Raw genomic sequence first — 17,656 nt, forward strand, 5'->3', positions numbered from 1 at the left:
CTACTTATTTTAAATGACCTATTTTATCAGCATGAATTATATAAACAGATCAATTCTAACTTTTTTTTGTATAATTTTTGGTGCACAATTAAGTGCTGCAAAAGATTATTTTTTTGATTTCAATACTGGATCAAATACAAACCCTGGAACAAAAGAGCAACCATATAAAGATTTTAAAGTTATAGAGAACCTTTCTCTTAAAGGAGGCGATAAATTACTCTTTCTAGGAGAAACAACTTTTAAAGGTGAATTAGTTCTGTTAAACTTAAATGGAGAAAAAGATAACCCTATTGTTATTTCTTCTTATGGAAAAAAAGGTACTAAAGCACTAATTGATGCAAAAGGTGAGCGTAATGGAATAAGCATTGTGAATTGCAGTTATATCTTAATTGATAATATAGAAATTACAGCCGATGGAGGGAAGAGCAATCAACCTGTATATGGTAAAAAACCGATGCGTTGTGGAATTTTGGTTGTAGCCAAAGATCAAATTAAACATCAAGATATTAAAATAAGCAATGTAGTAATAAGAGATATTTTTTATGCTAAAAAAGGGGTGACTCGTTCAAAAGAAGAGACGCATTCAGCTATGGGAAATCAGAGTTATGGATATGGAATACGCTATGTGACCACAAATATAAAAACTGGTTTGTCAAATATGTACATAGAAAATACTACTGTAAATAATGTTGGGCATACAGGTATAAAGTATTCAGGTAAAAAACAGAACATCAATAATATAAAATTATATTCATCTAAAGTTCTAAAATCTGGAGGCCCAGGAATTCAGATGAGTTTAGTAAAGGATGTGCATGTTATGGGAAATACAGTAATGCATTCAGGCAGTAATTCAGATTCTAGAAAATGGGCAAGAGGTTCTGGCTTATGGACATGGGGTGCAGATAATGTTTTGATAGAAAAAAATGAATTTAAACATGCACGAGGTCCTGCTGACTCTGCTGGTGCTCACATCGATTTTAATTGTTCTAATGTTATTTTACAATACAATTTGAGTGTAGATAATGCGGGTGGTTTTTGTGAGATTTTAGGCAATAATTACAATTGTGCTTACCGCTATAATGTGAGTATAAACGATGGATTTAGAGTAAAAGAGAAAGGAGTTAATCCACAATCAGGAAAAATATTTTGGTTGAGTGGTTTTGTAGGTAAAAACAAAGAAAGAAATGGACCTTTTAATACCTACTTTTATAACAATACTATTTTTGTAAAGAAGGGTATTCAAGCAAATATTGCGATAGATAAAAATGCAAAAGGAGCTTTAATTGCAAATAATATTTTTTATGTTGAACAAGATATGCAAAGGGTATTGGGTGATCAATACAAAGCAGAAAAAGGAGGGACACAAAACCAAGAAAGAATGTTTTGTAAAAATAACCTCTTTTTATCATCAACTAATTGGCCAACTGATTTAAAAGTACAACCTACTTCTTCGATTATAGGAGACCCTAAATTTAGAAATAGTAAAGGAATGGAGATTGCTGATTTTACCCCTAAGAATAAAAAACTAATAAGTGGAAAAGGAATCAGTATAGAAAAAATTATAGGTGATGATATTGGTTTGAAAGGTGGATTAAAAATGAACAAAGATATTCTTGGAAATTCATTTAAAGGTAAACCAGATGTGGGGGCAATTCAGTTAAAGAACAAAATTAATTAATAAGTGTTTTTTATAACATAAAATTGACGGACATCTTCTACCAATACTAAATTGACTAATTAGTTATACTATTTGATTAAAATGTTCTAATTATACGTTTTCTTTTAGTGAAATTTGTAACTAGTATTTAAGAAGAGTAGATGTCACAATTATTTGATGTGAAAAGATTTTTTATGATGAACAGATTGACGAAATTAACTTTAAAAGCGGCTCTATTATTTTTAGTAACATTGCAGTTTTCACAAGCAGATGACGGCGGAATTAAAAAGGCAAAAAAGCCTAACGTTTTAGTGATCTTAGCTGATGATTTGGGTTATAATGATGTTGGATTTAACGGTTCTACAGAAATACCTACACCCAATATTGATAGAATAGCAAACGAAGGAGTTCATTTTACAAATGGCTATGTTTCTTATGCAGTCTGCGGACCAAGTAGAGCAGGTTTAATAACTGGAAGATATCAGGATAGATTTGGGTGTGGAAGAAACCCTCTTTGGGCACCAAATGATGTAAACCAAGGTTTAGCGTTATCAGAAGAAACAATTGCAGATGTATTGGGTAGAGAAGGATATAAAAGTATGGCGTTGGGAAAATGGCATTTAGGTGCTCACGAAGATCTTCGTCCGTTAAATAGAGGATTTGATGAATTTTATGGCTTCTTAACGGGAGGTCATAATTATTTTCCAGAAGAATTAACATTGTCAGATATTTCGAAAGTGACTTCGCAATTTCATGCTTATAAAACAATGATGCTGCATAACAATGTACGCGTTAAAGAAACTGAGTATGTAACTGATGGGTTGTCTAGAGAAGCGGCAAAATTTATTGATAATAATGCAGACAAGCCATTTTTTATGTATTTAGCTTATAATGCTCCTCACTCTCCATTACAAGCTACACAAAAATATTTAGATAGATTTTCTCATTTAGAAAAAGGAAAAAGGAAAACATACTGTGCAATGGTGAGTGCACTAGATGATGGCGTAGGAAGAGTATTGGAAATGTTAGAAAAGAAGGGCATAGCAGATAATACGATTGTTATTTTTCTTTCAGATAATGGAGGTCCATTAAAATATAAAACAGATAATGGAGCATTAAGAGCAGGTAAAGGAAGTATTTATGAAGGTGGAATTAGAGTGCCTTTTGCCATGCGTTGGCCAAATAAAATAAAAGCAGGAACTGTTTATGATGAACCTGTAATTTCTCTTGATATTATGGGTATTGCAGTAGCATATGCAAATGCATCGCCAAAAAATCAAATAGATGGTGTAAACATTGTTCCATACATTACAGGTGATAAAAAAGGTGTTCCTCATGATGAATTAAGATGGAGAATGTTTGATAAAAAACACTATGCAGTACGTAAAGGAAATATCAAATATATCAATAAAATAAATAAAAAAAATGGAAAGGTTTTACAAGAATATTATGATGTAAAGAATGATATTTCTGAAGCAAAACCTTTAAAACTTTCTGCTAGCGAAAAAGAGGATTTACAAGCCAATTACGATAGTTGGGTAGATCAACTTTTAAACCCTAAATATTTAGGATTAGGGCAAGATAAAAAGTACACTGAATTGCACCCAAATAGGTACAATACTGTTGTATATTAATTTTAATTTGAGAAACATTTTTTAGTCCTTCTAAGCTTATTTCGAAGAACTGATTTTATAATAATAGGATGAATAGAATAGCAAAATTAGCAGGAGTTTTAGTAGCATTAATGCCACTAGCTTCTCAAGCTCAAGACAAACAAAACTGGGAGAATCCAGAAGTTATTACTGTTAATACATTACCAAGTAAAACTACTTTTACACACTTTGAAGACCTTAATTTCAATGCTGATTTAAGTAAACTTGATAATTACCAGTTATTAAATGGAACATGGAAGTTTAATTGGGTAAAAAAGCCTGCGGATAGACCTGCAGATTTTTATAAAACAGATTATAATGTTGAAGACTGGAAAGAAATTGATGTTCCTTCTGATTGGCAAATGAGAGGCTATGGTTATCCTATTTACACGAATATTATTTATCCACATAAAATGGATGCACCTAATATTCCTCATGAAAACAATCCAGTAGGTAGCTACAAAAGATCTTTTGATGTTGCAGCAGATTGGAATGATAAAAATATATTTCTTCATTTTGCAGGTGTAAACTCAGCATTTTATGTTTGGGTGAATGGCGAACAAGTGGGGTATGCACAAGGTTCTAAGACAGCGGTAGAATTCGATGTTTCTAAATATCTAAAAGAAGGAAAGAACGACATTGCTGTAGAAGTATACAGATGGTGTGATGGGTCTTATTTAGAAGATCAGGATTTCTGGAGAGTTTCTGGTATTGAGCGCGATGTTGTGTTATATGCTACTCCAAAAACGTTTGTAAGAAATGTTGAAATCCAAGCTGGGTTAGAAAAAACAAATTATAAAGGGGGAACATTAACTTATAAAGTTGATGTAAAGAATACATTAGCTAAAAAAGTTAAAGGATATAACTTAGATGTATCTTTAAAAGATAAAGCTGGTAAAGAGGTATATACACAAAACCATGTACTTGATTTAGAAAAAAATACAACAGCACTTTTAGAAGCAACTGATATAGCATTCGAAAATATTGAAGCTTGGACCGCAGAAACACCTAATTTATATACACTTGAAATTGCGTTAAATGATAAAGCAGGAAATGTAGTTGATGCAACTTATCAAAAAATTGGTTTTAGAACTACAGAAATTAAGAATGGTCAGTTATTAGTAAATGGTAAGCCAATTCTTATTAAAGGTGTTAACCGCCATGAGCATAGTCCTAAAAATGGCCATGTGGTAACAAAAGAAGAAATGTTGAAAGATATTATTGACTTAAAGAAATATAACTTTAATGCAGTACGTACTTCTCATTACCCTAACGATCCATATTTTTATTCTTTATGTGATGAGTACGGTATTTATGTTTGTGATGAAGCAAATATCGAATCGCATGGTTATGGTTACAAAAATGGTGTGACATTGGCACAATCTGAGATGTACAAAGAACAACATCTTGATCGTGTGCAAAGAATGGTGAAAAGAGACATGAATCACCCATCAATTATTTATTGGTCTATGGGTAATGAAGCAGGAAATGGAGAAAATTTTAGAAATGCTTACGAATGGATTCATGATTATGATGCTACACGTCCTGTTCATTATGAACGTTCTGAGCAGTTGAAAGGTGATAAATTAAGAACAACAGACATCATGTCTTCTATGTATAAAAAGACATATGCAGTAAAGAAATCTTTCTTAAATGTTGATGCAAAATTACCTTTAGCAGAGCAACGTCCATTTATTTGGTGTGAATATTCTCATGCAATGGGTAACTCTAATGGTGATTTTGTAGACCTTTGGAATTGGGTACGTGAAGAAAGAAATGTTCAAGGGGGATTTATCTGGGATTGGATGGATCAAGGTCTTGAACAAAAAACAGCAGATGGAGAAGTTTATTATGCTTATGGTGGAGATTTTGAGCCAGAAGAATTACATAATGATAATAATTTCTGTGCAAATGGAGTTATCGGCTCTGATAGAACTCCACACCCTGCTATTGTAGAAATTAAGCATGTGTATCAAAATATTCATTTTAAGCAGATTACTAAAAATGAATATGAAATATTTAACGAAAATTTCTTCGTTTCGACAGAGGATATGAACTTTAGTTGGAATTTACTAGAAGAGGGTAAAGTTGTTGCTTCTGGTAAATTATCTGGGATCACTGTTGCTCCTCAAGAGAAACTAAAAAAATCTATTGACTTTGATTATGAATTGAAACAAGGTGCAGAGTATTTTGTAAATATTGTAGCAGAAGCCAAAGAAAAAACGGCACTTCTTGCAGCAAATTATACAGTTGCATCAGATCAATTTTTACTCCAAGAAAGAACTAAAGCAACAGTTGCTTATGAAGGTAAATTGAAAGCTAAAACAATTAAGAAAACGAAAGTAACTACAATTACTGGAGAAGATTATACGTTTGTTTTTGATCAAGAAGATTTAGGTTTAGCATCTATTAAATACAAAGGAGAAGAGATGCTAAAAGAACGTCCTAAATTAAATTTCTGGAGAGCAATGACAGATAATGATTTTGGAGCGTGGAAAGCAGGAAAAGAAAAAGATGACTATTATTTTGCTTACAGAAATGTAGGTGATAATGCTAAGTTAATTGATGTTCAAACTAAAAAGTTAAATGGACAACAATACCAACTTACATATACTTATGAACTTGCTGATTTAAATGCAACAAACGTTGTTACTTATGTAGTGAGTACTGATGGTGCTATTAATGTACATTCTAAATTGAATGCTAAAGATCCAGAAGCAATAAAATTCTTACCTCGTTATGGTATCACTTTAGCTATTGATAAAGAATACAACACTGTAAAATATTATGGAAGAGGACCAGAAGAAAATTACATAGATCGTAACACGGGTTCTTTTGTAGCGGAGTACGAAACTACAGTAGAAGAAATGTATGTGCCTTATATCAGACCTCAAGAAAATGGTTACAGAACGGATGCTCGTTTCTTCCAATTGACTTCTGCAAAAGGGAATGGCGTGAAATTTGTTGCAGATGATGTAGTATCTTTTTCAACGTTAAGAAATTCTATTGCAGACTTCAATCCAGCAGATACAAAACTACAACGCCACACAACAGATATTAAACCATCTGATACTATTTACATTGCTGTAGATTACAAACAAATTGGTGTAGGTGGAGACAACAGTTGGAGTAAGAATGGTCTAGCAGAAAAGCAATACCGTATCGATGCTTCTAAATGTGAGTTCGGATTTACTATTCAAGGTGTAAATTCATCAACAAAGAAGATTGAACAATAAAAAAATCATTATTACATTTGTAGTAATGTGTTAGTATGAAATGAATTAAGACATGCTAATTAGAGTACTTATTTTAAAGTATTCAGTCAGACTTTTGAAGTAAGAGACCGACAGCTCAATCAAAAGACTACGCTAGAATAGGCAACATTCCAATTTTGGAGTGATGCCTATTTTTTTTATGCTTAAATCAATTTACATGCTAATGAATCAAAGTCAATCCAATACTTATGAGTGCATAGATACAGCTTATAAGTAGTACATATCAGCGATATATTTACAGTTATAATAGAAGTTGAACAACTATTGTAAATTACTTTACTATGAATACTCCATTTTTTCTATTCAATTTTTTAAGCATTACTTTATCATTATTTAATTCAATTAATGCCCAAACTACAGCTCAAAAGCCGAATATTATTGTTATTATGTTAGACGACCTAGGGTATGCAGATTTAGGTTTTCATGGTTGTAAAGATATTAAAACGCCGCATATTGATAATATGGCAGAAAATGGAATTACTTTTTCTAGTGCCTATGCTACTTACCCTGTTTGTGGCCCGAGTAGAGCAGGTTTTATTACAGGTCGTTATCAACAGAAATTTGGTTTTGAACGTAACCCACAATACGATTATAATGATATAGGAATGGGGTTGCCTTTAGACGAAAAAACAATAGCCAATTATTTAGGAGATGCAGGATATTCAACTGGAGCAATTGGAAAATGGCATCTAGGTGCTCATCCAGATTTATGGCCATTGAAAAGAGGATTTGACGAATTTTACGGTCATATTGGAGGAGGTCATGTGTACACTAAATCAAATAATTGGAAAGAAAATCAAAATGTAACTACAGAATGGGCGAGTTATAATACTTGGTTGGTAAGAAACAATACACCAGAAAACCCAGATTCAATGGTGGATTACCTAACTCATCAATTTACAAATGAAGCATTAGATTTTATTGATCGAAAAAAAGAAGAGCCTTTCTTTTTATACTTAGCGTACAATGCTCCTCACGATCCATTAGAAGCTCCGCAAGAATACTTAGATCAATATGCAACTATAGAAGATGAAAAGCGTCAGAAATATGCAGCAATGGTTGCAGTAGTTGATGAAGGTGTTGGGAAAATTATGGATAAGTTAGAAGCATTGGGTTTAGAAGATAACACCTTAATCTTTTTATTATCAGATAATGGAGGTCCAGAAACAAAAAATGCATCTGATAATGGAGTTTTGAGAGGAGCTAAAAGTGATGTGTATGAAGGAGGAATTAGAGTGCCATTTTTAATGTATTGGAAAGGAGAGATATCACCTAAAGTTTATGATAAACCTGTTAGTTCACTAGATATAATGGCTACAGCAGCAGCTCTAAATGGTATTGAGGCAAAAGAAGATAAACCATTTGATGGAGTAAATTTAATTCCTTATGTGAGAGACGGAAAAGAAGGCACTCCACACGAAGCAATTTATATTAGAAAATTTGATGATAATAGATTCTCAATTCGTAAAGGAGATTATAAGCTAGTTCAATATAAAGACCGACAGTGGCCTAATGCTCTTTATAATTTAAAAGAAGATATAGGAGAAACAACAAATATAAAAAGTGAGAATCAAGAGATTTTTGAAGATTTACAGAACGAATTAAATACTTGGGAAGCAGGACTAATATATCCCGTTTTCTTAGGACTTATTCATAGAGATGCTAAAGCAAGGCAAATTATAGATTATGAAGAGGTGGGAGATAAGAAAATGACGGATTTTCCTATCACTATTGATGTTATTGCTAGTTCTTATTTACCTGTGACTTTAGAAATATTGTCTGGTGATGCATCAATTAATGGTCAAGAAATAACAATTAACAAAGCAGGAAATATTGAGGTTAAAGCTAGTCAGGCTGGAAATGAAAAACATGAGCCAGCTCCAGAGGAAATTATTTCTTTTTCGGTTTCTAAAGCTGATCAAGAAATTATATTTTCTGAAATTACCGATAAATCAATGTTAGAATTTCCATATACTTTAGAAGTAACTTCAACAGGAAATCTTCCAATAACTTTTGAAGTAGTAAAAGGAAGTGCTTCAATAACAAATAATGTGATTAATGTTGTAGAGGCAGGGGAGATCAAAATCAAAACAACACAACTCGGAAATAATTTTTATAATTCAGCTGAAGAGAAAATAATTGGATTTAATACCTATAAAGCCAATCAAGATTTAGTATTAAGTGAAATTGATACTAAAACGTCATCTGATTCTCCGTTTGAAATTGAATACACTTCTAATTCATCAAATAACATTATATACAACGTATCTGGTCCAGCTATCATTGAGAATGGGTTTCTTCATCTAATTGGAGAAAGTGGTAATGTTGAATTAAGTGCCCTTCAGGAAGCTACTAGTATTTATAATTCAGGATCTGATAGTATCTCTTTTGAGGTGATAAATAGTAATAGTGAAATTACAAATATTGAAAATATAAGTAGTATTTATACTGTATACCCAAACCCCACAACTGACTTTCTTATTATAAAAGGAGTTCAGAATAAATCGAGAATTGAATTAATTGGCTTATTGGGTACTCAATTTACTGCAAAAGTAAAGCACAATACGGTTGATGTAAGAAATTTACCAATTGGTACTTATTTTCTTATAATTGACGGAGTAGAAAAATTAAGATTCATTAAGAAATAGATAGAAAGTCAAAATAGTGCTTCTCATTGGTAAATAAATGTTTATATCATCTAAATAAGTTGTATACATTTGAATATAAGTGTTACAAACACATTTATAGGCTCTACAATTTTTTTGATTGTACTTTTTATGACTTCTTAAATTATCGAAATGAAAAAAAACTTACTATTTGTGATGATCACGAATTGGCTATTGCTCGTAGCTAGCGTATCATTTGGACAGACTACTTATTTTGTAAACTCAACTACTGGGGTTGATACCTCGGATGGATCAGAGGCCTCACCTTGGAAATCAATTAACACGCATATCTCATCTCTTGTAGAAGGTGATATCATGTATATTGAAGGGACATTTAATGAGAAAATTATTGTAAACAGACATATTTCAATTATTGGTAAATCAGTTGATTCTGCACTAATAGATGGAACTGGTATTGAAGTAGGTGCTGGTAGTGGTGTTACAATAAATGCTACAGTTACTTTATCCAACCTAACAATTCAAAACTTTAATGTTACTACACCAGGTGCAGGTATTAAAGTAAATGCAAACCAAACGTTAACTATGAGAAATTGTAACGTTTTAGATAATACTACTACAAACAATTCTGGTGGTGGTATTTGGTCTGGTGCTACAGCTACTATAGAAAACTGTTATATTTCTGGTAATCAAAGTGGCTCGGCAGGGTCTGCTATTTTTACGAATCAAGGAGCTCTAAAACTTTACAATAATGTAATTGTTGGTAATCATAATAGTAAAATTACAGGTTCAGTTAATGGTGCTATTAATATCAGTGTGGCAACAGAAAAAGTTGCATCTGTAGTAGAAGTGATTAATAATACAGTAGTGAATAACACTGCAGGTTTTAGTGGTAATAGAGGTATATACGTAAGTATTAACGGAACTGGCGTATTAACTGATCTAACAATAGCCAATAATATTTTCAATAACCCAATAAATTTTGTGGAAGGACAAATTACATGGGGTAATGATTTTCAAATTACTGGAGATATTTATGAAAATGATACTTATGTAATTAAAAATAATTTAATCAATGTTGACTTTGGTACAAACCCACTTATTGATGCTGACAACAATGGATTAATAGATAATAATTCAGTTGTTGCCGATATGCTTTTTGATGAAAGTGTAAAAACAGCTGCAAATGGGTTAAAATATATCGCACTTTTAGATGGAAGCCCTGCAATAAATGCTGCAGATGAAACTTATGCTATTGGTGTGGATATGTTTGGTTTTGAAAGAGTAGGCACAGCAGATATTGGAGCAGTTGAATTTGGTACTACTGCACCAAAGGAAACCCTAATTATTAATATTACTTCCGAGTTGTCTTCTTTTTTTACTGGCAGTGATCAGTCTGTTACATATCAATTATTAGATGAAAATGGAGTAGTAGTTGAAGGAGTTACATCAACACTAACTATCACTCAAAACGACATTGAAGTTACACCAAATGCAGTAGGAGAGTATAAAATTCAAATAGATGTTGTTGATGATAATTACCAAGGTACATTAACGGAAACGCTAACAATTGTAGAAGAATTAACTCCAACTGAAAGTGTATATTATGTAGACGCTGTAAACGGTTCTGATGCAGCAGATGGTAGTGAAGCTAGTCCTTGGAAAACACTAACATATGCAGCTTCTATTTTAAATTCATATACAGGTAAAACTTTAATGGTAAATGGTGAATTTAATGAAGCTGGCTTTGATATTTTTGATGGGACTGAATATACTATTGATGGTACGAATGCAGCTACCTCTTCTATTAATGCTGATGGATTAGCAGAAAGACATTTTGACATTTTTGGTGGGTTAACATTAAAGAACATCACTTTAAAAAATGCTTCAATAACAGAAGGAGGTGGTGCTTTAAGAGTAGGTGAAGGTGCTGACTTAACTTTAGAGAATGTTAATCTAGTAAATAACAGCACAACTAAGAATGGTGGGGCAATTACTTCATCGGGTAACATAAAGATTTCACAATCTTATATTGCAAATAATACAGCTTCAGTAAAAGGTAGTGCAATTGCAGTAAATGGTGGAGTTGTAGATATTCAAAATACAACAATTTATCAAAACAATACTTTGGATGGAAATTCTGTTGCTGGAGGTGCACTACTTATCGGGTCAACAAAAGATTATGGTATTGATTTTACTTTTGTAAATAATACAGTGGTAGAAAATACAGGTATTGTTGGAGGTGGATCTAATGGAATAATATTCGAACAGTCTGCTGGAAAAGTAGTTCTTACAGATTTCTCAAATAATATTATTATAAATATGCCATCTGGAAATGGTCAAACTTGGGTGACTGGTGATGTAATGACTTGGGTGACAGGGTTATTTACAGTAGATGGAATAGTAGTTTCAAATAACATTACAAATAAAGTTCAAGGTACTTTTCCTTCTGATAATGGTAATTTAACTTCGGTAACTCTTTCAAATTTAGCTTTCGGGAGTCTTACTCAAAATGGTGACAATGTATCGTACTTACCAATTTTAACAGGAAGCTCAGCAATTGATGCAGGAAATGATACTTCTGCCCCAGAAAAAGATATTGCAGGTAATTTCAGAAATCAAACTGCGGATGTTGGTGCCTTTGAATTTGAAGGCTTATCGGCTCCATTAGCAACAGTTTCTTTAACAAAAGCAACTGCTGAATATACGGGTTCAGCTATTGATGTTGAGTTCGAAATTACAAACAAAGCAGGTGAAGTACTATCTGGTTTAACAACAACAATTACTTATAACTCTTCAGAAGTTGTACCAACAGATGCTGGTGTTTATGATGTAGTGATCTCAATTGATCAAGGGCAAGAGTTTGGAGGAGCTCTTACTACACAATTTGAAATTACAAAAGCAACTACAACGGTAACTTTAGATACTGAAACACTTACAGCTACTTATTCTGGGTCAGCAAATGATGTAACGGCATCATCTAACGAAGGGGAACAAATCTTTATTTTTTCTTATAAAGAAGATGGAGAGGAAGCATCTTCAACAGCACCAATAAATGTTGGAGAATATTTAGTTACAGCGACATTGAATGATAAAAATTATACAGGAGAAACACAAGGAACCCTGACGATATCTCCTGCAAGTATTACTTATTCATCTACTACTACTGATTTAGTTTATAACACTTCTGCTCAGGAACCTACAGTAATTCCATCGGTTGGTAATTTTACTGGATTTTCAACTTCAGTTACTGAAGGAGAGGCGATTAATGTTGATAGTTACACATTAGTAGTAACAACTACAGACCCTAATTATACAGGTTCTTCTTCAATTCCTTTTTCTATCACAAAAGCAACTGCTACCATTCAAATTACAGATTTATTACAAACGTATACAGGAAATCAGTTAGCTGTAACAACAATCACATCTCCAGAAGGCTTGAATGTGGATGTTACTTATGATAACGAAGTAACAGCTCCTACAGAAATAGCTTCTTATGAAGTTGTAGCAACTATTAATGATGTAAACTATGAGGGAACGCAAACGGAAACATTTCAAATTGTAGATAAATTAGCAGCTATTATAGAAATTACATCATCATCAAAAGTATACAATGCGGATGGTCAAGAGGTAGAGTATGTAATTAAAGATGAGCAAGGAACTGTATTAGATATTCCTGCAACGGTTACTTATGATGATGGAGTTACTCCAATGAATGTAAAAGAATATGCTGTAACAATTGTGGTGAATACCGACGAATATGCAGGTTCTTTAACATCAACATTTGAGATAACTAAGGCCTCTGTAACATTTACGCCATCAACAACTTCGTTTGTTTACAATGGAGAAAAACAAATACCTACTATTACCACATCTGTAGAAGGTTTGGAAGCAGAAGTCTCATTATTAACAGGTGATGCTACAACTGCAGGAGAATATTCATTGAATGTTTCAAGTTCTTCAGAAAATTATGAAGGAAATGATGTGATTTCATTTGAAATTACGAAAGCAGAAGTTATCATAACGTTATCTTCTTTAGAAGTAGATTTTGATGATTCACCAAAAGAAGTTGTAGCAACTACTGATACAGATGTTGAAAGTATTGCAATTACTTATAACGGAAATGATACTCCTCCAACAGAAGCAGGAGAATATAAAGTAGTGGCTACAATTGTGGATCCAAATTACATGGGAACAACAGAGGGTACTTTAGTAATAAATGAGTTAACTCCAGCGGATCCAACAGCCATTCAAGATGAACAAGCTTTACAAGTAAGTGTATATCCAAACCCTAATCAAGGAACGTTTACAGTTAAATTAATTGACTCTTCAGTTGCTCAATTATCAATTGTTACGGTTTCAGGAAAGGAAGTGCATTCTTCAGAAGTTACAAATCAATCTACTATTACATTGCCTAGTAATGTTAGTGGTATTGTAATAGTAAAACTAGTAGATGAAAATAAAGTATACACTGCTAAGTTATATGTAAGATAATCGTTTAATTAATTAGTTATAGAATATATAAATTTACTCCCAAGAAAGCTTGTACTTTCTTGGGAGTTTTCGTTTTTAATAGAAGTTGATTATACTACATTTTCAATGAATTAATCTATAGAAAGAAGTGTTTTTACACCAAATTCTGCACTACTAAATAGTTTAGATTTTAATTGAGGAAGGTAATTGATTACACCTTCCATAGAAGCCTGAGCTAAAAATATTGCATCCACTTTATTAGCAACTTGAATAATATTTGCAGCAATATTTTTATAATAAGATGTTAAGTCACCCTTTTCAAAGTAAGTCCAACAATTACTGCAATCACAGTCAGTTATTAATACTTCTTTTTGAAATTTCAAACTCGATTTAGTTATAATTTCTTTACTACTTTGGCGTGTTGAATGTGCAGTATATACAAGAGCAATCTTAGAATAATTTGTCACCAAAAAATCAACTACAGGAGCATCAATCCTAAAAACTTTTTCTTTAGTGTTGCATAAACCTCCATATGTTGAGCAGGTACAAATAATCTGATCTAGTTTGCTGTTTTCGTTTTTTATTTTAGCAATTGCTTTTTTAAAGCCGTCAAAATCTAGTGCTTTATTTTCAAGAGCATTCTCTAAAAGTTGATCAAATACATAGTGTTTAACAAATGTATTTGGAGAAAATTTATGTATTATTTGATTAAATCTATCAATATGAATAGAGGAGGTGTGAAGAAATATAATCATCTAACTTTCTTTTTTTTGATTAGATGCTTCTCTGCATTCGCTTGGCGTTTTTCCAAAGTATTCTTTAAAAGATGTATTAAAGTAACTTACACTATTAAAACCAGTATCATAAGCAATGTTAGAGAAAGGCTCTAATGTCGATTTAACCATAGTTAAAGATTGTTCTAAACGGTATTGCTTAATGTAATTACTTGGCGATAACCCTAATAAACCTTTAATTTTTCTATATAAATGATTTCTACTCATACACATGATATTGGCAAGTTCTTCAATAGAGAAATCAGCGTTATTAATTTCGTTTTCTAGTGCAATATTAAGCTTTTCAATAAACTGTTGATCTACATTAGGTAATTCAACAATAGTATCTGATTGAACAGCGTATTTCACATATTTTTTCTGCAGATTCTCAGTATATTCAAGTGTATTTTTAATCTTTAGGAGGAGCTCATTATGGTTAAAAGGCTTACTTAGAAAATCAGTTACTTTCTCTTCTAAAGCAGTAAGTTTTGTATCTTCATCATCCTTTGCAGTTAGCATTATAATAGGTACATGAGATGCAATAGGATTGCTTTTTACTTCTTTAGAAAAAGTAATTCCATCCATTTCTGGCATCATTAAATCTGTAATAATAATATCAGGAATTTCTTCATTAATCTTCTCTAAACCTTCTATACCGTTTCTAGCTTCTTTAATTTTGTAATTCGTTTCTAAAATCAGTTTTAAGTATTTTCTGATATCATCATTGTCTTCAACAATTAATATGTGCTTATCGTGTTTTATTCCCTCATTAGTACCATCATTTTGAAGTTGTATAGAAGTTTCTTGCTTTTCTTCTTTTACTAACTCTCCATTATTATATGAATTATGTAGCTCTACAGGAATATTTAAAATAAACTCTGTCCCTTTTCCTATCTTACTACTTACTCCAATTGTTCCATTCAATTGCTTAGTTAATTCTTTTGTAATTGAAAGGCCAAGACCTGTACTAATTTCATTGTTTTCTTTTGCAACATAGTACGTATCAAAAATATGTGGAAGGTGTTTTTCCTCTATACCATTTCCATTATCAATTACCTTTATTACAAGTTGATCTCTTTGCAATTCACCTAAAATATTAATCTCGGACCCTTTACTATATTTAATTGCATTAGAAATAAGATTATTTAAAATACTTTCGTAGGCCTCAATATCAATAAACCCAAATTTGGTTTCAGAATGAAATAATGATTTAATAATTATATTTTCTTTTTTAGCAAGAGATTCGAAAGCAAATAATATTCTTCTGTTTAATTTTTCAAAATCAACCCACTCAAAATCAATTACTTTTTGCTGAGATTGTAATCTACCAAGTTGTAATAACTGATTTACAAGTCCCATTAATTTATTAGTATTTCTAAGAATCTGATTTATATGTTCTTTTTGACCAGAAATATTATCAAGTAAAAGAAGGTCAGTAGGGGCCTTTATTAGCGTTAATGGAGTTTTAAATTCATGTGAGATCGCATGGAAGAAATTGATCCTTAACTCATTCAATTTTTTTAATTCATTTGAGGATTTAGCCAATTGGTCATTTTGAGAATTGATTTCTTGATTCTTATTACTTAGCTCCTTATTAATTTTTTTGATTTTAGAAATAGTAAATCCTAAAACAGATAGAAAAACAAGCATTAAAGCAAGAATAATAAAAAGCCCTTTAGCTTTAAAATCTTTTTCTTCTACAAGTTGTGCTTGTTTAGCAACTTCAATTCTAAACTCTTGTTCTTCTTTTAATTGCTCTTCTTTAATTCTATAATCAGCTTGAATTTTAGCAATTTTGTATTCAGCATTTTCAACATAACGTTGGTCTATTAACTTATTGTACTTTTCTAATACAGTCAAAGACTTTTTATAATTACCAGCTTTTTTTAAAATTTTACTATAAGTTCTTAAGAAAGTTTGATAATAGGCTCCATTTTTATTTGGGTACAATTTGTCTGCAGCCTCACAATATTTCAATGCTTTATTTAGGTATCCATTATTTCCCTCATAAATAGCAAAATAATAATTTGTTCTAGCTTTAATTTCTTCAGAAATATTAGAATTATCAAATTTCTCTTGAAGCTGAACTAAGTATTTATAACCAAGTTCATTATTTTTTTGGATTTTGAAATAAATATAGGCGTATTCGAGTAGAATTTTATTGTCAAATTGTTGCACACCAATTTCAGAAAACATTTTCTTGGCAGCGTCTAATTTGTTGATTTTTATTTGTCCATCACTATCTTTAGCAATTATGTACTGATTGTAATATAATAGTGCAAGTTGATAACTAGCTTTGTCTTTTTTAAAAACATCTTCTGCTTTTTTGAAATATTCCCTAGCTTTTTTATAATCATTAAGATTTTGTGAGATTATACCAATAGCAAAGTCAAAACGAGCTTTCTGATTTTCATTTTTTTGTGTTAAAGCTAATTCGCTTCCTTTTAAACCATAATTCATCGCCTCATAATAATTAGATTGAGAGCGTGTAACAGAAAGCATTTCATAATAATAAGAATATAGCAGTAAAGTGTCTTTTTCTATAATAGATTTATTAATGCCTTTTTTCAGTAATTCAGTCGCTTCTTCATATTGGAATAATTTATTTTTCATTGCTCCCTGAAAAAATATACTTTTTGCTATGTAAGCATTGTTATGCTCGTTAGTATATTCAGTACATTTTGTATAGTAATCATAAGCTTCTTGATAATTTCTAGAATCTCTTTTTACCCTAGCAGAATGGTAATAAATAGCGATTTCTAATTTTGTATCAATATTTTGTTGAAGAAGACTATCAAAACTTTTGAGACATGCATCATAATTCCTAGCTTTTATTTGTTGTAAAGCAGAATAGTATGATTTTTCAACATTATTTAGTTGATCATATTTAATAAAATCTTGGTTCTTTAAAACTGTTTTGTCTATTAATTCAATGTCTGTTGCAAAAGAAAAAATAGGAAGCAGTAATAGAATAATAAAGTGATGTAGTTTCATTTAATAAAGCAGCGAAGTTTAAAAAAGAGCGTAGCCTAACTACAAACTACCTAATAAAATTTCAATTATCAAAAAAAGTTAAAATGAAAAAAGGGGCATGCTGTGCTCATGCCCCTTAAGATAGTTGTTTCTCTGTGCGTAAAATGAAGTTAGTCAATTAAGTAGAAAAAGTAAGTTCAAGCTGAACTATTATTTCTTATATGTCATT

General features: G+C 31.5%; 7 protein-coding genes. 5 read left to right on the plus strand and 2 right to left on the minus strand.

What is annotated here, in order from left to right; translation table 11 throughout:
- Positions 1-31 precede the first annotated feature (31 nt).
- The 5 genes from KM029_RS23975 to KM029_RS23995 all read left to right on the plus strand — a co-directional run bounded on the left by KM029_RS23975 (position 32) and on the right by KM029_RS23995 (position 13,702).
- Entirely contained in the window at positions 32-1,678 is a 1,647-nt protein-coding gene (locus KM029_RS23975) for a right-handed parallel beta-helix repeat-containing protein (RefSeq protein ID WP_144076336.1), read from the plus strand.
- Between the two features lie 140 nt (positions 1,679-1,818).
- Positions 1,819-3,291: a sulfatase-like hydrolase/transferase gene (locus KM029_RS23980; RefSeq protein ID WP_240050360.1), complete on the plus strand. Its 1,473-nt coding sequence runs from the start codon at positions 1,819-1,821 to the stop codon at positions 3,289-3,291.
- A gap of 68 nt (positions 3,292-3,359) precedes the next feature.
- Positions 3,360-6,545 (plus strand): glycoside hydrolase family 2 TIM barrel-domain containing protein, encoded by a 3,186-nt coding sequence (locus KM029_RS23985; RefSeq protein WP_144076337.1) that lies wholly within the window; start codon positions 3,360-3,362, stop codon positions 6,543-6,545.
- Between the two features lie 320 nt (positions 6,546-6,865).
- Positions 6,866-9,232 (plus strand): sulfatase-like hydrolase/transferase, encoded by a 2,367-nt coding sequence (locus KM029_RS23990; RefSeq protein ID WP_144076338.1) that lies wholly within the window; start codon positions 6,866-6,868, stop codon positions 9,230-9,232.
- Positions 9,233-9,382: 150 nt separating this feature from the next.
- A complete protein-coding gene (locus tag KM029_RS23995) occupies positions 9,383-13,702 on the plus strand; it encodes an MBG domain-containing protein (protein WP_144076339.1) in 4,320 nt (1,439 codons plus the stop codon).
- A gap of 110 nt (positions 13,703-13,812) precedes the next feature.
- Here KM029_RS23995 and KM029_RS24000 read toward each other — a convergent pair whose 3' ends face one another.
- Together KM029_RS24000 and KM029_RS24005 are read right to left on the minus strand one after the other, a co-directional pair.
- Positions 13,813-14,436 (minus strand): hypothetical protein, encoded by a 624-nt coding sequence (locus KM029_RS24000; protein WP_144076340.1) that lies wholly within the window; start codon positions 14,434-14,436, stop codon positions 13,813-13,815.
- Positions 14,437-17,448, minus strand: a complete 3,012-nt coding sequence (locus KM029_RS24005) for a hybrid sensor histidine kinase/response regulator transcription factor (protein ID WP_144076341.1) — start codon at positions 17,446-17,448, stop codon at positions 14,437-14,439.
- Positions 17,449-17,656: the final 208 nt, after the last annotated feature.

Source organism: Flammeovirga kamogawensis, from assembly GCF_018736065.1.
GTDB lineage: Bacteria > Bacteroidota > Bacteroidia > Cytophagales > Flammeovirgaceae > Flammeovirga > Flammeovirga kamogawensis.